The sequence below is a fragment of the uncultured Chitinophaga sp. genome, assembly GCF_937874145.1.
In the GTDB taxonomy this organism is placed as follows: domain Bacteria; phylum Bacteroidota; class Bacteroidia; order Chitinophagales; family Chitinophagaceae; genus Chitinophaga.
Genome location: NZ_CALNBI010000457.1, coordinates 1 through 26,789 on the forward strand (window position 1 = coordinate 1; position 26,789 = coordinate 26,789).

19 protein-coding genes are annotated in these 26,789 nt (G+C 54.8%); 11 read left to right on the top strand and 8 right to left on the bottom strand.

Annotated features, from left to right (window positions below):
* The 7 genes from Q0510_RS22055 to Q0510_RS22085 all read left to right on the top strand — a co-directional run.
* Positions 1-2,014, top strand: a 2,014-nt coding sequence (locus Q0510_RS22055) for a helix-hairpin-helix domain-containing protein (RefSeq protein WP_298716515.1), incomplete at its 5' end; no start/stop codon positions are given.
* 703 nt (positions 2,015-2,717) lie between these two features.
* Positions 2,718-5,834 (top strand): SusC/RagA family TonB-linked outer membrane protein, encoded by a 3,117-nt coding sequence (locus Q0510_RS22060; RefSeq protein WP_298716518.1) that lies wholly within the window; start codon positions 2,718-2,720, stop codon positions 5,832-5,834.
* 12 nt (positions 5,835-5,846) lie between these two features.
* Positions 5,847-7,364, top strand: a complete 1,518-nt coding sequence (locus Q0510_RS22065) for a SusD/RagB family nutrient-binding outer membrane lipoprotein (protein ID WP_298716521.1) — start codon at positions 5,847-5,849, stop codon at positions 7,362-7,364.
* An 11-nt stretch (positions 7,365-7,375) separates the two neighbouring features.
* Positions 7,376-8,221, top strand: coding sequence for a DUF1735 domain-containing protein (locus Q0510_RS22070; RefSeq protein ID WP_298716524.1), 846 nt, complete (start codon positions 7,376-7,378; stop codon positions 8,219-8,221).
* Positions 8,222-8,308: 87 nt separating this feature from the next.
* Entirely contained in the window at positions 8,309-8,620 is a 312-nt protein-coding gene (locus Q0510_RS22075; protein ID WP_298716527.1) for a DUF3467 domain-containing protein, read from the top strand.
* A gap of 13 nt (positions 8,621-8,633) precedes the next feature.
* A complete protein-coding gene (locus Q0510_RS22080; RefSeq protein WP_298716530.1) occupies positions 8,634-9,710 on the top strand; it encodes an Ldh family oxidoreductase in 1,077 nt (358 codons plus the stop codon).
* 20 nt (positions 9,711-9,730) lie between these two features.
* Positions 9,731-11,053 (top strand): aspartate kinase, encoded by a 1,323-nt coding sequence (locus tag Q0510_RS22085; RefSeq protein ID WP_298716533.1) that lies wholly within the window; start codon positions 9,731-9,733, stop codon positions 11,051-11,053.
* A gap of 82 nt (positions 11,054-11,135) precedes the next feature.
* Here the strand turns inward: Q0510_RS22085 and dnaE are convergent, their stop codons facing one another.
* Together dnaE and dinB are read right to left on the bottom strand one after the other, a co-directional pair.
* The gene (gene dnaE / locus Q0510_RS22090; protein ID WP_298716536.1) at positions 11,136-14,111 is read right to left on the bottom strand and encodes a DNA polymerase III subunit alpha; all 2,976 of its coding nucleotides are present in this window, start codon (positions 14,109-14,111) and stop codon (positions 11,136-11,138) included.
* A gap of 1 nt (position 14,112) precedes the next feature.
* Positions 14,113-15,336 (bottom strand): DNA polymerase IV, encoded by a 1,224-nt coding sequence (dinB, locus tag Q0510_RS22095; RefSeq protein ID WP_298716539.1) that lies wholly within the window; start codon positions 15,334-15,336, stop codon positions 14,113-14,115.
* Between the two features lie 120 nt (positions 15,337-15,456).
* On the opposite strand from dinB, the gene Q0510_RS22100 reads away from it, so the two are divergent.
* Entirely contained in the window at positions 15,457-16,131 is a 675-nt protein-coding gene (locus Q0510_RS22100; RefSeq protein WP_298716547.1) for an SdpI family protein, read from the top strand.
* A gap of 102 nt (positions 16,132-16,233) precedes the next feature.
* Here Q0510_RS22100 and Q0510_RS22105 read toward each other — a convergent pair whose 3' ends face one another.
* Positions 16,234-16,698 (bottom strand): hypothetical protein, encoded by a 465-nt coding sequence (locus Q0510_RS22105; protein WP_298716550.1) that lies wholly within the window; start codon positions 16,696-16,698, stop codon positions 16,234-16,236.
* A 111-nt stretch (positions 16,699-16,809) separates the two neighbouring features.
* Here Q0510_RS22105 and Q0510_RS22110 point away from each other — a divergent pair, with 111 nt between their 5' ends.
* Positions 16,810-17,565, top strand: coding sequence for an XRE family transcriptional regulator (locus tag Q0510_RS22110; RefSeq protein ID WP_298716553.1), 756 nt, complete (start codon positions 16,810-16,812; stop codon positions 17,563-17,565).
* A 747-nt stretch (positions 17,566-18,312) separates the two neighbouring features.
* The gene (locus Q0510_RS22115; protein WP_298716556.1) at positions 18,313-18,699 is read left to right on the top strand and encodes a glyoxalase superfamily protein; all 387 of its coding nucleotides are present in this window, start codon (positions 18,313-18,315) and stop codon (positions 18,697-18,699) included.
* Here the strand turns inward: Q0510_RS22115 and pdeM are convergent.
* Together pdeM and Q0510_RS22125 are read right to left on the bottom strand one after the other, a co-directional pair.
* Entirely contained in the window at positions 18,687-19,337 is a 651-nt protein-coding gene (gene pdeM / locus Q0510_RS22120) for a ligase-associated DNA damage response endonuclease PdeM (protein WP_298716560.1), read from the bottom strand. The genes Q0510_RS22115 and pdeM overlap by 13 nt on opposite strands.
* Positions 19,338-19,412: 75 nt before the next feature.
* Positions 19,413-21,857 carry a ligase-associated DNA damage response DEXH box helicase gene (locus Q0510_RS22125; protein WP_298716563.1) on the bottom strand — a complete coding sequence of 815 codons (2,445 nt, stop codon included), beginning with the start codon at positions 21,855-21,857 and terminating at the stop codon, positions 19,413-19,415.
* Between the two features lie 47 nt (positions 21,858-21,904).
* Here Q0510_RS22125 and Q0510_RS22130 point away from each other — a divergent pair, with 47 nt between their 5' ends.
* Positions 21,905-23,224 carry an NCS2 family permease gene (locus tag Q0510_RS22130; RefSeq protein WP_298716566.1) on the top strand — a complete coding sequence of 440 codons (1,320 nt, stop codon included), beginning with the start codon at positions 21,905-21,907 and terminating at the stop codon, positions 23,222-23,224.
* A 76-nt stretch (positions 23,225-23,300) separates the two neighbouring features.
* Here Q0510_RS22130 and Q0510_RS22135 read toward each other — a convergent pair whose 3' ends face one another.
* The 3 genes from Q0510_RS22135 to Q0510_RS22145 form a co-directional block, all read right to left on the bottom strand.
* A complete protein-coding gene (locus tag Q0510_RS22135; protein ID WP_298716570.1) occupies positions 23,301-24,116 on the bottom strand; it encodes a sulfite exporter TauE/SafE family protein in 816 nt (271 codons plus the stop codon).
* Between the two features lie 249 nt (positions 24,117-24,365).
* Positions 24,366-25,964 (bottom strand): ATP-dependent DNA ligase, encoded by a 1,599-nt coding sequence (locus tag Q0510_RS22140; RefSeq protein WP_298716573.1) that lies wholly within the window; start codon positions 25,962-25,964, stop codon positions 24,366-24,368.
* Positions 25,964-26,789: ligase-associated DNA damage response exonuclease (locus tag Q0510_RS22145; protein WP_298716576.1), on the bottom strand; the 826-nt coding region annotated here is incomplete at its 5' end. The genes Q0510_RS22145 and Q0510_RS22140, both read right to left, overlap by 1 nt.

Sequence of the window (26,789 nt, forward strand, 5' to 3'; positions counted from 1 at the left end):
AGGTTTATGGTTGCCGGGCAAAGGCTTTGCGCAGCAGGAGGAACTGCAGCATACCGCCGAATGGCAGGAACAGCAGGCGGAAACGGATCCGGAAAGTTTTCGGGAGAACGACGAGCAATGGACGTTGCGGCAGCGATACCTGCGCCGACCGCTGGATTTAAATGCCGCATCGGCGGAGGAGTTGCAGGAACTGGGGATACTGCAATCCGTCGACATACAGCACCTGCTTAACCACCGCGCACGGCTTGGACCGCTGTTAGCTATCTACGAATTGCAGGCAATAAAGGGATTTGACCTCCCGCTCATTCGGAAGCTGTTGCCTTACGTGACAGCAGGGCACGCATTTGTAGAGCAAGTACCATTTCGCCGCATCTGGACCGACGGTCAGCACAACTTGCAGCTTCGGTATTCCAGGGCGTGGGCCGGACCGGGATCGTCGTTATTCCCTGCGCCTGACAAGCCGCCGGCATATGCGGGCAGTCCGGATAAAGTGGTGATGCGTTACCGGTATGCCATGGGCAGGCATGGCGGTTGGGGATTGGTGCTGGAAAAAGACGCGGGAGAATCCTGGATGCGTAAAGGAGTGCCTCTGCCGGATCATGTCGGTTTTCATTGGGTGCTGAGGCGGCCGGGTTGGCTGAAGTGCCTGGTGGTGGGGGATTACACGATTAACGTGGGACAGGGAGTGATGCAATGGCACGGGATGGCGCCCGGGAAAAGTTCTTCGGTGATGCATTTAAAAAGGGAAGGCGAGGCCGTAAGGCCATATGCGGGTGCCGGTGAATTCTATTTCTATAGAGGCATAGCGGGTACGGTGGCGCTACGGAAATCGGAGCTGACGGCCTGGTTGTCGGTGCGCCAGCTGGATGGGAGGTTGAAGCTGCTGGATGAAGAAAGTGCGGGGATGGGCGGAACGTTGTTGCCGGCGGGTTATCACAGGACGGTGTCGGAACTGGAGGCACGGGGAAACATTCGCCAACATACGGCGGGCGCGATCTGGAAGCGCCGGTGGGCGTCTGGACATGTGGGGCTGAATATGCAGGGGCATCGGTTTAATGTTCCTTTGCAGCGGGGCACTGCGATATACCAGTTGTTTCGGTTCGCAGGGGACCGGTTATTGGAAGCTGGTGTGGATCATGCTTTCACATGGAGGAATGTTCATTTTTTTGGTGAAGCAGTAAGGAGCAGCGGAGGAGGATGGGCATTTATGCAGGGAGGTTTAGCTGCGTTATCGCCGGCGGTGGATGCGGGGTTGGTCTGGCGGTTGGGGGAACCGGCGTTCGCAGGCTTGTATGGGGCGCCGTTTGGTGTTACCGGCACGGCGGCGAATGAGCGGGGTTGCTACGGTGCATTGCAGGTGAAATGGAGGCATAACTGGTTGATGTCCGGATATGTAGATGTGTTTGGTTTCCCCTGGTTGCGCTACCGGGTTGGTGCGCCCTCGGTAGGGACGGATGCGTTGTTTGCATTGCAATGGAATCCTGCACGGCATGTAACTGTGCATGGAAGTTACCGGTTTATGGAACGGATGCAGGATAAGCTCCAGGAGGGTCGCAATGCCGTAGCGTCGGTCAGCTTTGGGAAGCATCAATTCCAGGTAAGGTGGGAAATGCCCTTGTCCCCAGCGATTACATGGAGGGTAAGGGCACAGAGCCAGGTGTTGGACGCGGGGGCATGCTGGATGGCGATGCAGCAGTGGAACTGGAGGCGGGGTAATTGGAGGGGAAGTTGTAGTTACGCATGGTACGATGGGCCCGCCGGGGAGGGAATGTACTTGTCGGGGCTCGGGTTTCCCGGCGATGGTACCGTCAGTCGTTTTAGTGGGACAGGCGGGTATATGCGATTGCAAGTCCAGCGGTCAATTGGTGAACGGTGGAATGCGTGGTGCAGTTGGCAGTACACAAAGAGCCGGGCGGCCCCGCAAACCATTCTGGAATGGAGAAACGGCGTGGTTCCGGAAGGCAGAAGTACGATTCAGTTGCAATTACAATACGAATGGGGACGAATGCAGTAGGCGTGATAATGGCTTCGATGAAGTGATTGCGATAAGCTACGTATGTAAACAAGTCCTGGGATTCAGGGGCCTTGTACGCTGGCCATGCGTACATAAACATCAATGCATATATGCAAAAGATAATAATCTGTTATTTAGTAGCGATGCCATTTGCGCTAGAAGGTATATTCCATCTCAGTCAATTTTTCAGTTGCCTGCATCGTTAAAAGAAAGAATAAGAAAACAGTCAGCCTGCGTGACTATTAAGATACGCAACACCTGCGCCCACACTGCATTCTGCTTGCATCTCCATCCGGTAAACCAAATTGTCTATTCTACTGTTATTATTGCAAACTTTCGTGGAAAAACACTATGCAAAAAAGTAATTACGCCGTATATTGCAGCGCCTGTTAAAATGCTAGTAAAGCCTTAAAATCATTGATGGTTTAGATTTTGATTGACACCAGTCTGATCATCAATCCGCCGGTTTCTTCGGAAACCGGCTTTTTTTTACCCGCCACACAAATTCTTTTGTGAATTTTGATACAATTTAACCCGATCAAGAAAAGATTATGGCGCTGTGATGATCAATAACTTATCTAGTGATCGCCGCAATTACGCAGCAGCAAACCGTTAATCATCATTAACAGAGTTTTAACGGAAAATTTTTGCGAATTCAAAAAACTACCTATTTTGCGGTTGTCAATCAAAATCTAAATCATCTATGAAAAAGGCTTTACTTTTTCTCGCCATGCTTATGGTGAGTGGTAGCCTGGCTTATGCCCAACAACGCCAGATTACCGGTAGGGTTACAGGTGAAGACGGTTCACCCATACCTTACGCCTCCATCCAGATCAAAGGCACCACTAAAGGTACCACCGCTGATCAATTTGGGAATTACAAAATCCAGGTCTCGGAAAAAGATGTGCTCCTCATCCGCAGCGTAGGGTATAACACCCTAGAAAAAGCCGTGGGCGCCGCAGCCAACTTGCCCGTCATCCTCATCCTCGACTCACGGAGCCTCCAGGAAGTCGTGATCACCACCGCCATGGGCATCCAACGGCAGGCGAAATCCGTCGGATACTCCGTTGGCAAGGTGAAAAGCGCTGACCTGGTCACCGCCAAAGCCACCACCGTCGCCTCGTCCCTCGTGGCCAAGGTGTCCGGCCTGCAGGTCAACACCATCAACAACTCCGCCAACCCGCAAACCCGCATCATCCTCCGCGGCAATCGCTCGCTGACGGGGCAAAACCAGGCCCTCATCGTACTCGATGGCGTCGAAATCCCCAACAGTCAGTTCAATTCCATCAACCCCGAAGACGTGGAAGACGTAAACGTCCTCAAAGGCGCCAACGCTTCCGCCCTCTACGGTTCCCGCGCCTCCAACGGCGCTATCGTTATCACCACCAAACGCGCCCAGAAAGGACGGCCCGTCGTTTCCCTGTCCAACTCCACGCAGTTCGAAGAAATCAGTTTCTTCCCATCCCTGCAGGATAAATTCGGCACCGGCTCCACCAAATCGCCCATCCCGGTGTACAACGCTTTCGAAAACCAACAGTACGGCCCCGCCTACGACGGATCAGAAGTGGAAATCGGGAAACCCCTCGAAGACGGCTCCGTCCAAAAAGTGAAGTACTCGCCCAACCGCGACCGGTACAACTTCTGGAACACCGGCCTCACATTGCAAAACAACCTTTCCGTTTCCACCGCCGACGACAAATCCACTTTCTACGCATCCATCCAAAACCAGAAAGTGAACGGTGTGGTGCCCAAAGACAAATTCGGCAGAAACGGCCTGCGCGTCAATGCCAGCCGGACTTTCGGCAAAGTGACCGCCAGTACAAACATCAGCTACACCCAAAACACCGCCGATATCCACACCAACGGCGGCGGCCTGGAAGAATCCGTGTACTGGATGGTGATGAACACCGCCGCGCACGTCCCCCTTACCAGCTATAAAAACTGGAAAACGGACAAATTCTCAAACCCCAACGGCTACTACAACGAATACTATTACAATCCTTACTTCATCATCGACCAGTTCCGGACCGATTCCAAAACAGATAACCTCATCGGGAATTTTACGCTGTCGTACAAACCGATGGAATGGCTGTCGCTGATGGGACGTGTGTCAACTTCCACACAAAACTCCTTCTGGCAGGACCGTGCGGATAAATTCACTTACACGCCTTACACCACCGAGATTTCATCAAGCAAGGTGAAAGCCGAGATTACAAACGGCTTTTTCCAGGACAACACCGCCAATTACGTCCTCAATCAATACGATTTCATGGCCACCGCGCAGAAGACCTTCAACGACTTCGACCTGCGCGTGGTACTGGGGAACAACATCCGGCAGGAGCGGGGTGGCATGAACTTCATCCGCGCCAACGCACTGGTGAACCCAGGTTTCTTCAATGTGGACAACCGGGTGGGTGAACTCGAAGGCGAGAACGAAAAAACCATCATACGCGAACATTCGCAGTATATCGATGCTTCGCTGGGGTATAAAGACTTCGCTTTCATCCACGGCAGTTACCGCCGCGACCACATCTCGCGGCTTTCCAAAAAGAATCGCAATTTCGGATACCCCGGCGTGGATGTATCGTTCGTTGCGTCTGAAGCGCTTCCTTTCCTGAAAGGCAACAGGACGCTCAATTACCTGAAACTTTTCGCGGGATATTCCGAAGTGGGCCAGGCCAATATCGGGCCGCACATGCTGGATGAAATCTACGTCCGCGGCGACGGTTTCCCCTTTGGCTCTACCGTTGGCTTTACGCTGGGTAACACCGCGGTAAGCGACGATCTCCGTCCGGAGCGGGTGAAATCCAAAGAGGCCGGCGTGGAAATGGGTTTTGTGGATGGAAGGATCAGCCTGCAATTTACTTACTACGACCAGCTTTCACTGGACCAGACGATCACCGCGGGATTGTCGAACTCCACGGGATACAGCGGTTACCTCATCAATTCCGGTAAAGTTTCCAACAAAGGCTACGAGATTGATTTGAAATTGCTGCCGCTGCGTTCCGCGGATTTCCGTTGGGAAATCGGCGTAAACTATGCCAACCGCGATAACAAAGTGATTGAAATAAGCGCCGATCTGCCCGAACTGGCGTTGACGACCGCCGCAGGGAACGCCTATGTCGCCGCTATCCCGGGCCAGCCTTACCCAATGCTGAAGTCTACCGTGTACGAAAAGTACAACGGTAAAATTATCGTGGACGCGGAAACCGGGATGCCCAGCCGCGCCAGTGGTTATTTCCTCGTTGGCAACACCAATCCCCGGCATATCGTGGGGCTTAATACCAACTTCCAGTGGAAAAACCTGCGTTTCACCGCACTGGCGGAACACCGCAGCGGGTATTCCGTTTACCACGACATCGGCTCGGACCTTGATTTTACCGGCGCCTCGGCCGTCAGCGCTTCCTATAACCGCGAAAGGTTCATCTTCCCCAATTCTGTATACGAATCTCCCGCCGGATCAGGGAAATATGTGGATAACAACAACGTACTGGTGATGGACGGGAACTATGACTTCTGGCCCGAAAGCGCCTACCGTACTTCCATCGGCGAAAACTACGTGACCTCCGGCTCCTTCTGGAAGCTGCGCGAAGTCAGCCTTTCCTACGATCTGCCGGAAACATTGCTCGCCAGGATCAAATTCATCAAACGGGTATCCATTGGGCTCACCGGGCGCAATCTCGTTACCTGGCTTCCCAAATCGAACCAATATACCGACCCGGAATTCAACTTCACCGCCGGCAACGCCGTTGGGATGAACGACTACCGCCAGACGCCGCCTACCCGCATGTACGGTTTCAACGTTTCTGTTAATTTTTAATCCGATCCGATCATGAAGAAAATAACTTTCCAGATATTGTTAAGTGTTGCATTCCTGGCTGTCGGTTGCAAGAAAGACTGGCTGGATATCAACACCTCTCCCAACGACGCCCGCGACGCCACGCCCCAGGCCGTGCTTTCCACTGCGCTCTCCGGCACCGGCAACCTCGTCGTGAATACATACCAGACCTACGGCGCATGGACGGTAGGATATTGGGCCAAAACCAACGTGGTAAGCGGTTACAACACTTACCGCACCTACAACTATACCAGTGCTACCGAACAGGGCATCTGGAACCAGTCGTACAACAACCTGATGGATTATGAATTCGTGGAGAAGAAAGCTAACGAGCTGAAGAACCACGAATACTACATCGCGATCGCCAAGATCATGAAAGCATACGTTTTCCAGCAGGTAGTGGACCAGTACGGAAACATCCCATACGCCCAGGCGCTCAAGGGGAAATCCAACCTCACGCCCACTTACGACGATGCCAAAGTGATTTATGAAGACCTGGTCAAACAGCTCGACGATGCACGCAAGCTCCTGGTAGAAACTGATCCGGACAATACCATTCACGTCGGAGAAGAGGATATCATGTTCCACGGCGATCTCATGAAATGGCGCCAGTTCGCCAATTCGGTAAAATTGCGCATCCTCATGCGGCAGTCTTCCGCGCCCGACCGTAAAGCTTACATCACGCCGCTGCTCACCGCGCTCGCATCCAACACCGATGGGTTTATTGCGGCAGATGCCGCCGTGAACCCAGGTTACCTGAAAACCTCCGGCAAGCAGAACCCTTTCTGGGACCGGTATTACCTCGACGCTGCCGATGGTGAAGCTACGGAACACAAATACGTTGGCCCTACCAAATACGGCATTTCCAAAGTGGATCACGAAAGAGGCGTCGCGATTTTCGGGACGGCTTCCCCGGCCGGCATCGACCTGGGAGATCTCAATCCGCCTAACCACACACCATTCGGCCAGGCTACCATCTTCAAAAGCCACGACCAGGACGCAATCCTGTTCCAGCTTTCGGAAGTGAAGTTCCTGCAGGCCGAAGCCGTGGAAGTGCTCGGTGTGAACTTCGGAGATGCGCGGACGCTGTATGAAGAAGGCGTTGCCGAAAGCTTTTATTTCATGATGCTGTCGTCGGAAATTACGGCAGACTGGTTTGCGGGAACGTATGGCGTGGATCCCACCCCTGCGAACGTGGAAACGGAACTGGTGATTCCCTATCTCGAAAGCGAGGAAGTGGATATCGACTGGGACGATTCGCCCAACAAGCTCCGCGCCATTCATACCCAGAAATGGATCTCCATGTACCTCATCAATTCCCTCGAAGCCTGGAACGAATTCCGCCGCACGGGGTTCCCGGTGATCCCGGTGTCGCAGGAAGCGGTGCGCCCCGGCGTTTTGCCGGTGAGGCTGCTATATCCCCAAACGGAAGAAGCGTACAATGGCGCCAATGTTTCCAAACAGGGTAAGATCGATCAATTCACCAGTAAACTATTCTGGGACGTAAACTAAAACTGCCAAACATGAAAAAGACCTTTTCCTATATACTGGCAGCCACTGTGGCAGGCACGTTCCTGACCGGTTGCCTCAAGGATGACGATAATTACATCGATTATACGGAAGCACCCGCGGCTGTTCAATTTCTGTATGCGAAGCACGACGGAACCCGCGTGATCGAGGCCTTCGACCTCGCAGCAGAGCCGCAGACGATGAATCTTAACGTTTCGCTGGCTTCCAATGGGCCGTTGAGCGGTGCGGCTTCAGCAAAAGTGAACCTTATCGCCAACGCGGCGGAATTGTATAATACGGCACATGGTACTGAGTATGAGCAACTTCCGGCCAATACGTATACCATTCCGCAAAACACGGTTTCCATCCCGGCAGGACAAACGTCTGTGAACTTCCAGGTGAAAATCCAGTCCGATAAAATCGATCTGGCCAAAAAATGGATGATCGGTTTCCAGCTGGCGGATGGAAGCGGGGCGGTTGTTCCGGCCAATTTCGGGAAGATTTTCATTGAAGTCGTGATCAAAAACGACTGGCACGGCACCTACCGTGCGGTGGGCACCTTCCTGCACCCGAGCGCCGGCGCCCGGGCCATCAGCGAAGACAAAGAGCTGATTACCACCGGTCCGCGCTCCGTGATGGCGCCGCTGGGCGACCTGGGCGGATCGAATTACTATATGATCATGACCATCAATGCCGATAATACAGTGACGCTCACGCCGGCCGGCGTAACCCCCAATGTGGACCAGAGCTGGGGCCCCAATTTCTACGATCCCGTTAAGAAGGAATTCCACCTGAATTACTCCTACAACGTGGCAGCGCCGCGCATTGTGGACGAAGTGCTGACCTTCACTTCGCGATAATTTCAGTAGTCGCGGTACATATAATAAAAAAAGAGGTGCTGGAAATGGCACCTCTTTTTCTATTTTTGTACCTCAAATCCACATATAATGGAAAATCAAGATGAACAGCAACAGCTGAATATTGAGCTGACCGAGGAAATAGCAGACGGAACTTATGCCAACCTGGCGATTATCACGCATTCTCCGTCAGAGTTTGTGGTGGATTTTATCAATGTAATGCCGGGCCTGCCGAAGGCGAAGGTGAAGTCAAGAATCATTCTGACTCCGCAACACGCCAAGCGCCTCATGAAAGCGCTGGTGGATAACGTAAAAAAATATGAATCCGCTCACGGCACTATCCAGGACCAGGAGCCGGTTTCCTTACCGATGAACTTTGGCGGTCCTTCCGCACAGGCATAACCGAAACAACAGGATGGAGCAGATTTTACCGTATGGGCAACTAAAAACGTTTACCCGCGATGTTTTCCTGAAAATGGGCTGCGCTGCCGGTCATGCAGAACTGGCAGCTACCGTATTGTTGTCGGCCGACCTCAGGGGGATTGATTCTCACGGGGTTGCGCGGCTGAGCGGATATGTGCGCCTTTGGGAAGCGGGCCGCATCAACCCAACGCCCGATATCCGGATCGTACACGAAACGCCGTCGACGGCGGTGGTGGACGGAGACGGAGGGCTGGGCCTCGTGGTTGCGCCTTTTGCCATGCAGGTGGCCATCGACAAAGCGAAGATCGCCGGCACCGGATGGGTGAGCGTCCGTCATTCCAATCACTTCGGGATTGCGGGGTATCACGCCATGATGGCGCTGGAACAGGATATGATCGGTATGGCGATGACCAATGCCAGTCCGCTGGTGGCGCCTACCTTTGCTACAGAACGCATGCTGGGGACCAATCCCATCGCCGTGGCCATCCCGGCCGGGGAGCAGCCGCCTTTCGTGGCGGATTTCGCGACTACTACGGCGGCCAACGGGAAACTGGAAATTCTCCAGCGGAAGGAGCAAGAAGCGCCGACAGGCTGGGTACAGGACAAAAACGGAAATGCCAGCACCAATCCCAACGAGCTCAAAAGCGGCGGCGCATTGCTGCCGCTCGGTGGCGACCGTGAGCACGGAAGCCACAAAGGATATTGCCTGGGATCGGTGGTAGATATCTTTTCCGCGGTGCTCTCCGGCGCCAACTACGGCCCCTGGGCCCCTCCGTTCGTCAGTTTCCTCCCCCTGCCCCCGGATCCCGTGGGCAAAGGGCTCGGCCACTTCTTCGGCGCCATGCGCGTCGACGCTTTCCGGCCGGCAGACGAGTTCAAGTCGCACATGGACACCTGGATCAACCGCTTCCGCAGTGCTAAAACCGTGGAAGGGGAAGAGAAAGTCCTCATTCCCGGAGACCCCGAACGCGAAATGCAGGCCTTTAGATTAGATGCCGGCATCCCGCTCCTCGATCCCGTGGTGAAAGACCTCCGTGAAGTAGCGAAGAAATTTGAAATCAATTTTTAAGTAATATATATCACAACAAAATGAAAGTCTTAAAATTTGGCGGAACCTCGGTTGGCAAACCGGAGCGTATGCATTCCGTGGCGCAGTTGATCACAGCAGACGCTGATGCCAAAATCGTGGTACTGTCCGCACTCTCCGGAACTACCAATGCACTTGTCGAAATCGGAACCTCGCTTTCTGAAGGTAAGAAGGCCGAAGCGAAGCAGCAGATCGACAAGCTGGAAAGCCACTACCGTTCCTTCTGTGAGGAACTGGTGAAGACGGAAGCCGGACGGGCCAATGCCAAAGCCATCGTAGACGAGCATTTTGAGTTTCTCAATATCATCCTCCGTATTTCCTTCAATGAAGCGCTGAATAAAGACATCCTCGCCCAGGGCGAACTGCTGTCTACCAAACTTTTCAGCGCATACCTCGAAGAAGCCGGTTTCAAATCCGTGCTCCTGCCCGCACTGGAATTCATGAGCATCGACGAGTTCGAAGAGCCTGAAATCCCGCGCATCAAAGTAAAACTCAACCACCTTCTCGAACAAAATAAAGGCGGTACCCTCTTCATCACCCAGGGGTACATCTGCCGCAACGCCCGCGGAGAAGTGGACAACCTGAAACGCGGCGGCAGCGACTATTCCGCTTCCCTCATCGGCGCCGCCATCCAGGCGAAAGAAGTGCAGATCTGGACCGATATCGACGGTATGCACAACAACGATCCCCGCGTCGTGAAAAAAACCTTCCCGATCGTACAGTTGTCGTTCGACGAAGCGGCCGAGCTGGCGTACTTCGGCGCGAAGATCCTCCATCCCGCATCCATCTGGCCCGCGCAGCATTTCAACATCCCCGTGAAACTGCTGAACACGATGCAGCCCGAAGCAAAAGGCACCATCATCACCGAAATGCCCAACGGCAACGGCGTGAAGGCCATCGCGGCGAAAGACGGCATCATCGCCATCAAAATCAAATCCAGCCGCATGCTCCTGGCTTACGGCTTCCTCCGCAAAATCTTCGAAATCTTCGAAAAATACCGCACCCCGATCGATATGATCACCTCTTCCGAAGTGGCGGTTTCCATCACGATCGACGATCAGCGCCACCTCGACCAGATCCTGAAAGAACTGCAGCCCTTCGGCACCGTAGAACTGGATCACCACCAGGCCATCGTTTCCATCGTGGGCAACGAAGTAGCGGCTACGCCTTCCATCCTCAAGAAACTGTTCGATTCCCTCAACGAAGTGCCCCTCCGCATGATTTCGTACGGCGGCAGCAGGCACAACATTTCCATCCTAGTGGGCGGTCAGTACAAGGAGAAAACCCTCCAGCTGCTGAACAAAGGCCTTTTCGACCTGGAATAGCTGTGGCGAACACAAAAACATACAGGCTGAAGCATCGGTTGCTTCAGCCTTTTTTTATTAAGCAATGGCGGAAGAAGACAACCTAAACAGTGCTGAGCGTGGCGCGGAAGGTCCCGCTTTCTTTCGCTTTGTCTTCGAAATAACCGATTTTCCGCATCCGGTAAACATCCAGGGAGTACACCCCGAACTCCTCGATCACCGTGCCTTCCACGATGTAGAAACCGCTTTTCATAAACGGGAAACGGCGCAGGCTGTCGGGGAAGTGCACCGTATCCAGGAAATCGCCCGCGCGATCGAGGAAAGTGCCGAAGCACATCGCCTCCTGCTTTACCGTGTACACATGCTTGAGCGTTACGAGATAACCCAGCATCGTAACCTGCCGGCCGAGGTTTTTCTCCATTTCCGAAACGGGAAGATATGCGCGCTGGTCGTGCTGCAACACATCAAACGGCGAGGATATCGGAAACCCCAGCAACTCGATCTCGTCGAAGGCATCTTCGTGCTCATGGTATGCCAGCTCCGGCAACGACCAGTCGCGGGAGGGTTCGCGGAAAAGCCCCGGCTTCACAGGATCTTTCGTTTCTTTCCGCAGCAGCGCCGCGCTCTTCCAAAGCAGGTTTTTCTTCGTTTCTTTCGTGAAATGAAAGGCCCCTACCCGGATGAGCAATTCCATTTGCGCGGGATCCGGCTGCGTACGGTTCACGAAATCCTCCATCCCCAGGAACCGCCCGTTCACCCTGCGTTCTTCCAGCACTGCGGTGATCCAGCCCTGCTCCAGCTTCTCCACATGAATGAACCCCACATGCACCTCGTTCCCTTTGATATTGGTGCAATAATCGCTGTGGTTGACGCAGGGCGGGTGGATGCGCACGCCCGTTTTCTTCAGCTCCCGGAAATACAATTCCCGGTTGTAAAACCCGCCGAAATTATTGATCACCGCTACCATGAACTCCGCCGGGAAATACGTTTTCAGATACAGGCTCTGGTAACTTTCCACCGCAAAACTCGCCGAGTGTGCTTTGGAAAACGAAAAGTTCGCGAAACTCGCGATCTGCCGCCACACTTCCTCACTCACCGCCCGCGGCCGCCCCAGCTTTTCGCAGTTGTCGAAAAACAGGTTCCGGATCTTCTCGAAGTTTTGCTGCCCGCGATATTTTCCCGCCATGGCGCGCCGCAAAGTATCCGCATCCGCCAGGTCGAGGTTGGCGTAATGATGCGCTACCTTGATCACATCTTCCTGGTATACCATCACCCCGTAAGTTTCGCCCAGCAAAGTTTTCATAACAGGGTGCAGGTATTCGACCTTGTCGGGATGATGGAAGTTCAGCACATATTGCCGCATCATACCCGCCTGCGCTACACCCGGACGAATAATCGAACTCGCCGCCACAAGCGTGATGTAATCGTCGCAGCGCAATTTGCGCAGCAGCTGCCGCATCCCGGGGGATTCGATATAGAAGCAGCCTATGGTCTCTACGTTTTTGAGTGCCCCGCGGACGCGGGGATCTTCCATGAAGGATTTCACGTCGTGGATATCGATATCAACACCGCGGTTTTCCCTGATGATATCCAGGGAATCACGGATATGCCCGAGCCCGCGCTGGCTGAGGATATCAAACTTATGCAGGCCGATGGCCTCGGCCAGGTGCATGTCGAGCTGCGCGGTACTCAACCCTTTCGGCGGCATATGCGTCGCGCAATATTGATGGATAGGCGCTTCGCTGATGAGCACCCCGCCGGCGTGGATGCTCAGGTGATTGGGGAAACGGTCGAGCATGCGGCCGTAACGGATAATGCGCTGGTGCACATTGTCTTCCCCGAGCTTTACCTGGTAAGGGTTTTCCAGGATCTTATCGATTTCTCCTTTAGGCAAACCGTACACTTTGCCCAGCTCGCGGACGATGGCGTTCGTCTGGAAAGTGGCCACCGTTCCAAGCAGCGCCGTGTGTTCGGAAGTATATTTTTTAAAGATGTATTCGAATATTTCATCGCGGTCTCGCCACGAAAAATCGATGTCGAAATCCGGTGGCGAAGTGCGGTGCGGGTTGAGGAACCGCTCGAAATATAAATCCAGCGCAATGGGGTCCACGTTCGTGATCCCCAGGCAATACGCGACGATGGAATTGGCGCCGCTGCCCCTGCCCACATGGAAAAAATCCCGGTGCCGCGCGTACCGCACAATGTCCCAGGTGATAAGAAAATACGCGTTGAAATCCTGCTGGTCAACGATCGCCAATTCTTTATCGATCCGCTGTTGCGCTTCCGCATTCCCCGGCCCGTAGCGGTATTCCATACCTTCATAAGCGAGGTCGCGCAAAAGCTGGCGGTCGTTTTCGCGGCTGTGGGTAAAGCGCTTTTTATTGAGATGCCCGCCGAATGTGAAATGAATGTTGCATGCCTCCATCACCTGCAGGGTGTTGCGGACGATATGCGGAAACTCTTTGAACTGTTCCAGCAACTGATAAGGCGGCACGAAACATTCATCCGTTCCCGCGGCCTCCTCTGGTGGCAACTGGCTGATCAGCAAGTTGTTGTCCACCGCCCGGAGCACCCGGTGCAACCGCTGCGATTCCTCGTTCTGAAAGCTCAGGGGCTGGAGGATAACCAGCTTGTCCGCATACCGGCGCGTATCCGTCCGGAAGAGCCGGTTGAGCTCGCGCGGCCTTATGCCCATGAGTTCGTGCGCCGCCAGGGAGGGCAGCGGCCTCGCGCCCCAGTTGTAGATGGCGAAGGTTTCCGGGAGGAAAGGCGCCACCTCGGGAAATGCCTCGCCCGATTGCAGGTGGCGGGAAAGGAAACGGTTGATTTCCAGCCAGCCGTCCATCCCCGTAGCCAGCAGGATGTACCGGAACGTGGCGCCGTTACGGCATTCCAGCCCGAGAATGGGCTTGATGTCGTGCTGCACGCATTCCTGCACAAACATCCACGCGTCGGTAGTGGCGTTGATGTTGGTGAGCGCCAGCGACGTAATGCCGTGCGCCTTCGCAACGGCCACGAGCTCGTCGGTCCGGATGGTACCGTACCGCAGGCTGAACCAGGATTTGCAATTCAGGTACATATCAATGCGGATATCGTCGTTTTATAATCAAAGTTTCTTTTGGGAACGGCTGCACCGGTTGCTCGAAATTCCCGCCGCTGCTGCTGCCGCGCATAAGGTATTGCCAGCCGAACTGCGATTTGATGCTGTCGATGGCCTGGTACAGCGAAATCATGTCCGCCGTATCGTCGAACAGGCTGATTTGGTAATTGCCGGAAACGAGGTTGCTGAAACGGACGCCGATCAGGCGCACCAGCAACCGGCGGTCGTACAGCCTGGTAAACAGCTGTTTGACATGGTTGAGCAGCACGTGGTCGCTGGATGAGTAATGGATACTCAGCTGCCGGGTGACGGTTTCAAAATCGGAATAGCGGATCTTGATGGTCACGCAGCCGGTGAGGCGGTTCTGCTGCCGGAGCTCGAAACCAATCTTTTCCGTCATCCTGACCAGCTCGCTGTGCATGAACCCCAGGTCGATCGTGTCCTGCGGAAAAGTAGATTCCGTAGAAATGGACTTCTGTTCGTGGAAAGGCACAACGGGCGACTCGTCGATCCCGTTGGCCTTGTTCCACAGCGCGATGCCGTTTTTGCCCATCCAGGCTTCGAGCAGGCCTACAGGTATTTCGCTGAGGGTTTTGACCGTTTCCACCCCGCGGCGGCGGAGCTGGGCGGCGGTTTCCTTGCCTACCATGGGAATCTTTTCGACGGGCATGGGCGCGAGGAATCCCTTTTCCTGGCCGAAGGGGATAGATAGCTGGCCGTTGGGCTTCGCTTCGTTGGTGGCTACTTTGGAAATCAATTTATTGGAGGCGAGGCCGAGGGAGATGGGCAACTGCGTTTGCTGCATGATCTTCCGGCGCAGCTCGCTCGTCCATTTAAGGGAGCCGAAGTATTTGTCCATCCCTGTCAGGTCCAGGTAAAATTCGTCGATGGAAGATTTTTCATACAACGGGGCCGAGCCGGCGATGATGTCGGTCACTTCTCTCGAAAAATGGCTGTATTCTTCGAAATCCCCGCCGCGGACGATGGCGTGCGGACAAAGCCTGAGCGCCATTTTCATGGGCATGGCGGAGTGGATGCCGAAGGCCCGCGCTTCGTAACTGCAGGCCGCCACCACGGCGCGGTCGCTTTTCCCGCCTACGAGCAGGGGCTTGCCTTTGAGGGAGCGGTCCTTCAGGCATTCGACCGAAACGAAAAAGCAGTCAAGGTCGAAGTGAGCGATCGTGCGTTGGCCGTCTAACAGCATATGAATTGGTGTTTAACCGAAGATACTAAAAATATTAGCATAACTAATTTAATTAGTAAAAGAAAAATAAACTAAAGTGATCCGGCGTTTGTTTTAATAGATGAACTAATCCATTTCGTTATGAAACACACGGATTATGTGAAAGAGTTCCTGCTGCTGGCACTGTTGTTCGGCCCGATGGTGTACCTGGCATTGATCTGGAACGGGCTTCCCGCCGAGATTCCCACTAATTTTAATATCAATGGCGAGGCCGACGGGGTGGTGAACAAACGGGAGTTTCTCCTGCTGATGATTTTCCTCTTTTTTACGAATGGCATGCTGTACGCATTATTCAGGTATATCCCGAAGCGGGAGACCTGGGACGAGACGCCGGCGGATTTCAAGATGTACATGCGCGAATATTACCGTATTCGTTTCCGGATACATATATACCTGGCGGTGTTTACGTCAATTGTCATATTCCTGATCAGCCGCAGCAAGGAGATATTTGTGGAAAAATGGGTGTTTGTGGGTGTAGGGCTGCTGATTACCTCGCTGGGCTTGTTCCTCCGGCACCTGAAGCCGAATTATTTCGTGGGGGTGCGTACGCCGTGGACGCTGGCGAGCGATGTGATCTGGACGGAAACGCACCATATGGCCGGGCGGCTCTGGTTGTATGCGGGGATCGTGATCATGGTGGCGGGGATGTTCCTGCCGGTGATCAGCGGGGTGTTCCTGTTTATTTTCGCGGGGATGGCGCTGGCGGCGCTGCCTTACATTTATTCTTACCGTTTGTTTTATAAGACGCAGGGTTGAATCGTCGGATGGCACGGGAAAATGGCAAGCGAATCCCGGGCATAAAAAAAGTAAGAACGGGGAAACCTGTTCTTACTTTTTTTATTTATGGTATATAAAATACTAACGGAGGGAAGGGAGCAGTGCTCTGCCGATCTCTTCGCGGCCGGGCCAGGGGATGAGGGCCAGGAGGAAGAGGAAGCCGATGCCGAAGAAGATGAGAGCGAATTTTTGCTTTTTGGCGTCGGAGTCGGCTTTCTTGATTTTGGAACGGCCGATGTGCACGAGTGCGATGGCGATGATGGCCAGCAGGGTGTGCTCTACGGTGAAGAACCGGAGGGCTTTGTTGCCCATGGCGGCGCCCATGTCGCCGAAAGCGGTCTGCGTGAGGGAGCTGGTGAACATGAGAACGAGGCCTATCAGCAGCTGGATGTCCAGGAAGATCATGAAGAAAAGGCCTGCCTTGGCATCGCCTGGGCTGTAGGGCTTTTTACCGGCCACGCCGGCAATGGCGCGGAAAACGGCGATAAGGCCGAATGCGAGGATAAGCCAGCGCACGTACGAGTGAATGTCTAACAAAGCTTGCATATTGTTTGAGTTTGTCCGGGGCAAAAATAAGCGTTGCCTCACAGATTAAATTTTTTATTACAAAAAATGTTTGCTAATTTTGTTAGCATTGTTGTACTAAATAATTTAGGGATGTCTACTGTTTGCCGAAATCTTAAATATCTGCGCAAGCAAAAGGGCTGGACGCAGCAGGAATTTGCTGACCGCCTCAACATTAAGCGCTCTTTGCTGGGTGCGTATGAGGAGGAGCGCGCGGAGCCACGGACGGAGGTGTTGGAGCAGGTGAGTGATATGTTCCGTGTATCGATCGACGACTTGTTGCGGCGCGATCTCAGTTCCCAGAAGGAAACTTTCCTGGAACGGAGGCGCCAGCAGAAACTGGGCGGTACGAACCGTCAGAATGTGGTATTTGTTCCGGTGAAGGCTGCTGCGGGTTACCTGGCGGGCTTTAATGATGAGGAGTTCATCGAGGAGCTGAATACGTTTACGTTGCCGATGCTGGGTGCGGGTCATTACCGTGCATTCGAGATCGCGGGTGATTCTATGTTGCCGACGCCTTCGGGGTCGGTGGTGGTTTGCCATAAGGTGGACGGTTGGGAAGATATCCGGAACAATGAGGCCTACATCGTGGTCACGAACCGCGAGGGCATCGTGTACAAGCGGGTGCTGAAAAGCAATCGTTCCAAGGCGAAAGTGACCCTGGCATCCGACAATCCCATGTACGATCCGTATTCTGTGAATATGGAAGAGGTGCTGGAAATCTGGCAGGCCGATGCGGTGATCCAGAAAATGGGCCAGCAGCACAAGATGAGCGTGAACCATCTCGCCGGCATGGTGAATCAGCTGCAGGAGCAGGTGAGCATGTTGAAAAAGCAGATGAAGAACTAGCGCTTACATTTTCACTTTCCCGGCCTGGCTTGTTTGTTGCAAGACGAACAACGGAAGCGATGTATAAGGTTTATCCCACGTCCATTTAAATGGCATGCATCCGAACCGTTTTTATGTTTTCATTTGAAACATGGACAGGTTTGCTGGCGAAATCATGGATACATGCGCAGGCCGTGGGTGGCTATTGCAGATTAACTTGTAGCCGTTAGACAACGTGGTGGAGCTTATATACTTCTCTGGTCCGCGTAAGTTATCGAGTTTGTTAATGCGCAGGTCCGCATAAGCTATCGGGTATATCGATGCGCTGGTCCGCATAGGCTATCGGGTATATCGATGCGCTGGTTCGCATAGGCTATCGGGTATATTGATATACTCGCAAAAAAAACGTTAAAACTTATCATTGCACTTTGACATTGCAATGCCACGAAATAATTTTGAGCCCGGATCAAGGTTACAGTTGATCTATAAAGTCTGTGACATAGAAGAATGCATTATGTCATATGCAAGGGAACTCATCGTTGTTCTAACCCCATGTTAACCATTGACAATGCCGGAGTAACTCCGGCATTTTTTTATCCAATCTGTTCGTCCGGAATGCTGCAATCCTCAGCGAAGAGATGCGGATTCAGCAACCGCTGTTTCATCCGATTGCAGCAACGATGACTCGTAATTATCCAACCCGGAGTCCGCTGAGATATCATGTCAATTATATAATCTGTATTTTTAGCCTATCCAAAATCCATCACAATGACCCCCGATTGCATCATACCCATTTTCCAGGTCAGCGACCTCAACGCTGCCGTTGCCTTCTACACGAACGTGCTGGGCTTTTCCGTAGATTTTGAATTCGGCAGCGTAGTGGGCATCCGTCATGGAGCCATACAAATCCACCTGTCAGGCCCGGCATCAGCAGGCAATAAAAAAGCCGTCGGGGAAGGACACGTTTATATTTTCTGCAATGAAGTAGATGATTATTACGACGAAATCCGCGCAAAAGGCGCAAATGCATTTATCCCCCCGGGCGATAGACCCTACAACGTCAGGGATTTCGCCGTTAAAGACGCGGACGGAAACATCCTGGCTTTCGGTAAAAGCACTTACGCCGGGCCCAACACCTCCCGTCAGACCCTGTAAACCCCCGTCCCCCCGATCACAAACACTTCCGACGAAGGGTCCGGCTCTACGCAATAAGTTCCGGTAAATGCACTAAACGCCGGCAATATCGCCCCCTCCGGCCCGAAGTAAAAGCAAGGAAGCCGCAACCGCTGCCTGCCGTTCCCTACCATCCACACGCCCGGATGAATATGCCCGGACACTGCATACAATTCACCGGTATCCGGCAACCTGTCTTTCGGGTCGTGCACGAAATACATCCCGCCCAGCGTCAGTGATTCCATCAAGGTTACATCCAACGAAGCATATACCGCCGGGTCCATGATATCGTGGTTGCCCGTCACCAGTTCAAACCGGATGTGCGGAAACTGATTGCGCCAGATCCGGAAATACTGCACTTCATTGTTCTCCGAACTATGAAACATATCGCCCACCACGATCAAACGCGCCGGGTTGTATTTTGTAATCAGCTGTTGTAAACGGTAAAGATCGTCCTGCACGATGTTCGCCGGCACCCCGATCCCCGCTTTCCGGAAGTGCGCCGCCTTCCCCACATGCAGGTCCGCCACGATAAGCGCCCGCTCTTCTTCCCAAAACGCCGCCTTCCCGGCGGAAAGCCGCCAATGGTTGCCTTTGCATTCAAATCTTATATCTTCCAATTCCGTATGTTTTACCGGCCAGCGCCGGAGATTGTCTGTATTAATTTCATGGCAACTGCCTGCTAATCACCAGGCCTATTGCCACAACGTCATCTTTTTAATCCGGTCTTCGAGCTTCTCGCTCGTCAGTTCTTCCCGCAAGCTATCCACCTTGATCGGAAAACAGAACGGCGTCAGCCGCTGCGGGAAAGTAATGACGATCTTGCTGTTGCCGATCCGCTCCAGCATCTCCCGCAACCGCGCTTCCTCCATCTGGTAGAAAAACGCTTCGTTGAACGCCTGGCGTACGAGAATGTTCTGCGCGTCATAATCCTCGAATACTTTAAACAGCAGCGAAGCCGACGATTGCAGATGCCGGTTGGCCTTCGATTTTCCCGGATACCCCTGGAAAACGAGCCCCGCGATCACGGAGATGTCCCGGAATTTGCGGCGCGCCATTTCCGTGGCATTCACGCTGCTTTGCAAATCGGCATTCAGGTTTTCGAGGGAAAAAAGTTCGTCTGCGTTCGTGTCGTCCACGGGGATGGGCTGGTCGCTCAGCAGTTCGAAGCCGTAATCGTTCATCGCGATGGAGAACGTGATGGGATGCCGCCGGCTGATCCGCCAGGCGAGCAACATGGCCATCACCTCATGCACCAGCCGCCCTTCGAAGGGATACACAAAAAGATGGTAGCCGTCTTCCGTCTGGATCTGCTCCATCAGCAATTCGTTTTCGGCCGGGATGTGCGAAAGCAGCTGCTGCAGCTCGAAAAGCGGCTGCAAGATAGCGATTTCCGGCTCGCGGGCCTTGCCCGACATCGCTTCGTGGAACTTCCGGCGCAGCATTTTCCCCAGGTTGGCGGACAATGGCATCCGCCCGCCGTTCCAGCTGGGAACGATGCTTTTCTTGGATTTGGATTTGCGCACCAGCACCGTCATATCTTTGATCATCACAAACTCCAGGTTATGCCCGCTCAGCCGGAAACTGTCGCCGGGCGTGAGCCTGGATATGAAATATTCTTCGATCACGCCGATGTATCCGCCCGCGAGGTACCGCACTTTCAGCATGGCGTCGCTCACGATAGTGCCGATATGCAACCGGTGGCGCATGGCCTGTTGCTTGCTGGTGCAATAATAGCGGTCGCCAACAAGGTGGAGCTTGTGGTATTCGTCGTACACCTGCAGCGCTTCGCCTCCGGAAACGAGGAACGCCAGGCACCAGGTCCACTCTTCATCCGTCATCTCCCGGAAGCAGAAGGTCGATTGCACCTCATGTTTGATCTCATCCGGGTTGAACCCTTCCGACACGCCGAGCGTCATGAGGTATTGCAGCAATACGTCGAATGCGAGGACGACCGGCATGCGGCTTTCGATGAGGTTCTCCGCCATGGCGTCTTTCAAAGCCGCAGCCTCTACCAGCTCGAGGGAGTGGGTGGGGAGGAACCAGATGCGGCTCACCGCGTCGGGCCGGTGGCCGCTGCGCCCGGCGCGCTGCAGGAACCGCGCCACGCCTTTTGGACTGCCTACCTGGATCACCGTGTCTACCGGCCTGAAATCGACGCCGAGGTCGAGGCTGGAAGTGCACACCACCAGTTTGAGCACCCCGGTATGGAGGGCTTCCTCCACCCAAATGCGCAGTTCGGCGTCGATGGAACCGTGGTGCAGCGCGATGGCGCCGGCCAATTCGGGGCATTCTTTCAGGATTTGGTGGTACCAGATCTCCGATTGCCCGCGGGTGTTGGTGAAAAGCAAGGTAGTATTGCTTTCCATAATCACGGGGATCACTTTATGGAGAAGCCGGAGGCCCATATGGCCGGCCCAGGGATATTTTTCGATTTCGTCGGGGAGGATGCTTTCCACCTCGATGGCCTTGCGCACATCGGCGCGCACGATCACCCTTTCGCCGGGGAGGTTGCCCAGCAGTACGTCGAGCGCTTCGTCGAGGTTGCCGATGGTGGCGGAGATGCCCCATATGCGGAGACCGGGGCGGAGGCCGCGGAGACGGCTAATGCCCAGTTCGGTCATCACCCCGCGCTTGCTTCCCAGGAGCTCATGCCATTCGTCGGCCACGATGGTTTCGAGATGTTCGAAGCGTTTGGGATATTCTTTCTGGGCGAGCAGGATGTGGAGGGATTCGGGGGTGATGATGAGCACCTCGGGCATGTTGCGCTTCTGTTTCTCGCGGACGGAAACGGGCGTATCGCCGCTGCGGATACCTACGGCCCAGGGCACGGCCAGCTCACGGAGCGCTTCTTCCATGGCGCGGCCGATGTCCTTGGCGAGCGCCCGCAGGGGCGTGATCCACATCAGGCGGAGGCCGTTGCCGGTCCGCCTGCGGTAATCTTCGGGGTTTTCGTTGATCCAGCGGATCACCGTCCCCAGGAATAAGGAAAAAGTCTTACCGAAGCCCGTGGGGGCATTCACCAGGCCGGAGCGGCCCTGCAGGTAATGTTCCCATGCTTCTTCCTGGAAGGCGAAAGGCGCCAGTCCTTTCGCTCCCAGCCACTGTTCGATCGCTTGCCAGCCGGGTGTTTGTTTCATCAGACAATGAAATTAGGAAAAAATCCCGCATGGCCTACCTTTGTCATATGCGCGATTTCTTTCGTTTACACGAGAACGGTACCACCGTGAAGCAGGAGCTGCTGGCGGGACTTACCACTTTTTCGACCATGGCGTACATCCTGGCCGTCAACCCCATGATCCTCTCTAAAACCGGCATGGATTTCAACGCCCTGATCACGGCTACCGCCCTGGCTGCCGCCATCGGCACCCTGGTGATGGGCCTGTACGCGAAACTCCCCGTGGGCCTCGCTCCCGGCATGGGCCTGAACGCCTTTTTCGCCTACACCATCGTGCTCGGCATGGGATACAGCTGGCAGTTCGCGCTTACGGCTGTTTTCCTGGAAGGCATTATTTTCATATTCCTGTCCCTCTTTCATATCCGCGAAGCGATCATCAATTCCATCCCCGAAAACCTCAAACATGCCATTTCGGTCGGCATCGGCCTGCTGATCGCGCTGATAGGCATGGCCAACGCGGGGATCATTGAAACGGGGATGCGGCATGTGGGAGACGGCAAGCTCGACGGCGTGATACTCAAAATCGGGCAAATCACCAGCGCAGGGCCGCTTATCGCGTTGGTGGGCCTCATCGTCAGCGCGGTATTGATGTATAAAAAAGTAAATGCGGCGCTTTTGCTGGGTATTCTTATCGCCACGCTTGCCGGCATTCCGCTGGGCCTCACCATGTGGCCCGAGCATGGCATTGTTAGCCTGCCGCCCGGTATTTCACCAATTGCCTTCCAGCTGGAATTCGATAGGATTTTTACGATGGATATGGTTGTGATCCTGTTTACGCTGTTGATAGTCAACCTGTTCGATACGGTGGGAACGCTCATCGGCTTATGCAACAAAGCCGGGCTGCTGGATGCCCAGGGCCGTATCCCCCGGGCCAGGCAAGCCCTGTTTGCCGATGCGGTGGGCACAACGGCAGGGGCATTGCTGGGCACCAGCGTGGTAACGGCCTATGTGGAAAGCGCCAGCGGCATCGCTTCGGGCGGGAGAACGGGATTAACGGCCGTAACGGTGGCTGGGATGTTCCTGCTTGCGTTGTTTTTTGCCCCGCTTTTCGCCATGATCCCCGCCGCGGCAACGGCGCCCGCGCTCATCATCGTGGGGATGCTGATGATGGGAGCGGTGGTGAAAATCAATTTTGACGATGTGACGGAAGCGATACCCGCCTTCCTGGCGATCGTCATGATGCCGTATACTTACAGCATCGCCGAAGGGATCGTTTTCGGGATGCTGTCGTATGTGTTGCTGAAGGTTTTTACCGGGAAGTACCGAGAGATCAGCCCGGTGATGTACGTGCTGTCGGTGCTGTTCGTGCTGAGTTTTATGTTGCAGTAATATGCTGAAAGCTGTTTATACGCAAAAAGCCGGTTGATCATCAGCCGGCTTTTTGCGTATTAGTTGGAAAGTGAAATCAGGTGAAAAGGAGCCGTACGCCCACGATAAGCAATGCGCCGGCCAGGGCGATCATGATGCCTTTGGGTTTTACCTTGCTGGAGAGCCCCGCGCCGAGTTGCGCGCCGGCTACCACGCCGATGCCGATGGCCAGGGCCGTTTGCCATCCTTCCCAGAAGCTGCCCTGGATCATATGCACCACGGTGCCCGCCAGCGACATGATGGCGAGAATGAAATGGCTCGTAGCCGTAGCGATATGGATCGGGAAATTGAGTACGCTGATCAGGGCAGGCACGTGGATAATACCGCCGCCGATGCCGAGCAGGCTGCTGATGAAACCCACCGCAAAGCTGATCAGGATGCCGTACCAGATGTTGAAACGGTATTGATGCTGTTCCCCGCTGCGCTCTATAAGGTCGCGGTCAACACATTTGCCCTTGAGCGTGCCTTTGGCATAGGCGCCCTGGCCCGGTTTCAGGAAGAGGAATATGGCGATTACGATGAGCAGGCCGCCGAGAATGAGGTTGAAGGTATGCCGTGAGATGACGCTGGTGGCCATGGCGCCGAGTATCGCGCCGGGCAGGGTGGCCACGGCGAAGATGGCGGCCGAACGGTAGTCGATCCGCTTTTTGCGGGCATAGGCCACCGACCCGGAAGTGGCGTTCAGGCAGACAACGGCCAACGAGATGCTGGTGAGCACGTCGGGGGCCATGTCCGGATACATGAGCAGCAGCAAAGGCATCAAAATAAAGCCGCCCCCGGCCCCGATCAGGGTGCCGAAGGTTCCGATTCCAAATCCGATTAATACGAGCAACAATGCGGCCTGCAGGTCCATCTGGCGTTAAATATTTATCACGTGTGAATAGAAACTCCTATCCGTCCCGCAAACGGTGGAAAGCCAATAACCCGGCAATGGTTGGAACAATTGCATATTCAAAACTGTGGTCGTCGAATGATTGGTTCTTTCTCCTTCCGTTTTTACTACGGTTAGGGATGTTTTGGCGGCAAGTTCGATCTCCCGCAAACCAAAGGTAGTACATGACTTCAACACATATTCTGTAGACAAAAAGGGTAAAGAAAGGGGTCAGGAATGTTGTGCCAGCAGCTGTTTGAGATCGTCGAGGGTATTGATCTCGGAAACGGGTTTATCTTTCCGCCAGCGGTGGATGCGGGGAAAGCGGAGCGCGATGCCTGACTTATGCCGGTTGCTCGCCGCAATACCTTCGAAGGCGATCTCAAAGACCAGCTCGGGCGTCACCGTACGCACAGGCCCGAATTTCTCCACCGAGTGCCTTTTCACCCAGTTGTCCACCTCGGCGATCTCCGCGTCGGTAAGGCCGGAATACGCCTTGGCGAAGGGCACCAGCTGATCGCCGTTGCGCACCGCGAAAGTGTAGTCGGTATATAGATTGGAGCGCCGTCCATGGCCTTTCTGGGCATACACCATCACCGCATCCACCGTAAACGGATCGATCTTCCATTTCCACCAATCCCCGCGCCGGCGGCCCACCTGATAAGCGGAATCCGATTGCTTGAGCATGATGCCTTCGCTGTTGTTGTCGCGGCTTTGTTCGCGCAACGCCGCCAATGCTACCCAGTCACTGAATTCGATAACGGGCGAAACCTGCAATGCCGGCTGGCCCACCGCCGCCACCAGGGTTTCCAGCAGTTGCCGGCGCTCGCGGAGCGGGCGCGGGCGGATATCTTCCCCATTCCATTCCATCAGGTCGTACGCCAGCAATATCACCGGCGATTCCTGGAGTTGTTTTTTGGTAAGGTTTTTCCGGCCGATGCGGGTTTGCAGGCTTTGAAACGGCAATGGCCGCCGCAGCGCGCCGTCCCAGGCGAGAATTTCCCCGTCGATCACCGTGCCATCGGGCAATTTGTCGAGCAGGGAAGCGATCTCCGGGAACTTTTCGGTGATTAGTTCTTCGCCCCTCGACCAGAGAAATACCTGCCCGTTCCGCCGGATCAGCTGCCCCCGGATGCCATCCCATTTCCACTCCGCCTGCCAGTTTTCAGGGCTCCCCAGTCCCGCGGGCCCTCCTTCCAGCGCATGCGCCAAAAAGAACGGGTACGGCCGCGAATCATCCGGGTTGCTGTGATGGTTGTGGAGCAGCTGCGGCAGCGTGGTTTCCCTGGGGTTCCAGTTGCCGCTGATCATATGGCTCACCACGGCCCCCTCCATCGCAAAAGCCTTCGCAATGGCATTGACGATCGTCCCCTGCGACACCCCGATCCTGAACCCGCCCGTGATCAGCTTGTTGAATACAAACCGCTCGCCCGGCTGCAGTTGCTCCCAGGCGCTGCGGATAAACGCCGATTTCTCCGCTTCCGGCGCCTTTTCCAACGCAATAAGCGCCTCCATCCAGTAATGCAGGGGCTTGCCCGCGTCCCGCTGTTCAGGCGGCGGCAACAGCAGTGCGATGGTTTCTCCCAGGTCGCCTACGGTGTGATAGCACTCGTTAAACAGCCATTCAGGCAAGCCGGTGACCTCGCGGCACCACTGCCGCATCTGCGCGGAATTCACCGCGCGCCTGGGCCGCCGCCCCGTGAACAGCGCCAGCACCCAGGCTTTGTCGCGCTCGTCGGCCGTGGAAAAGTAACGGCTGAGCAGCTCCAGTTTCTCGTTGGTTTTGGTGCTGTGCGAAAGGTCCGATATGAGCTGCGAGAATTGATGCATCAGGCGGTGGTTTCAGTGGTTTCTTCCTCGCCGCCGTAAGCGGTGCGCACGGCTTCGGCGGGGATGTTGTTTTCTTCGAGGTAGCGCGCCAGCACGCTGGTGAAGCCATGCGTCGCGAAAACTTTTTCGGCGCCCGTTGCGCGGATGGTTTGCAACAACCCGGTCCAGTCTGCATGGTCCGATATCGCAAATCCCGCATCTGCGTTCATTCTCCGCGTGTTCCCGCGGACCTGCATCCAGCCGCTGCAAACGCCGAGCGAGTAAGGCGCGAACTTCTTCATCCAGGCGGAATCGGCGGCGGAAGGCGGGGAAATGATGAGATGGCCTTTCATGTCCTGCCTGGGCGTGTCCGGCGTGATGAGTTCCACCGGCGGGAGGGGCCATCCCGCCGCCAGTAATACTTCATGTGCGTTGTGAATCGCGCCGTGGACGAAGAACCGCTTTCCCGTATGCGCCAGGTTGTAGAGCAGGCGCTGCGCTTTGCCCAGGCTGTAGGCGACCAGGATGCTTTGTTTTCCGGCGCCTTCATTCTCCCGCATCCACGCTTCTATATCGCTGAAAATGGCGGTTTGCGGCCGCCAGCGGTAGATCGGCAACCCGAATGTGCTTTCCGTTATAAAAGTGTGGCATTGCAAAGGCTCAAATGCGCCGGAAATGCCGTCGTTTTCCGTTTTGTAATCACCGCTGGCCACCCAGGTCTGCCCGCCAACGGTCACTTTCACTTGTGCCGAACCGATCATGTGCCCCGCGGGATGAAACGATAACTCCGCACCGCCGATCTTCACCGTCTCCCCCCAACCCGCTCCCTGCACGGAAATATCCTTC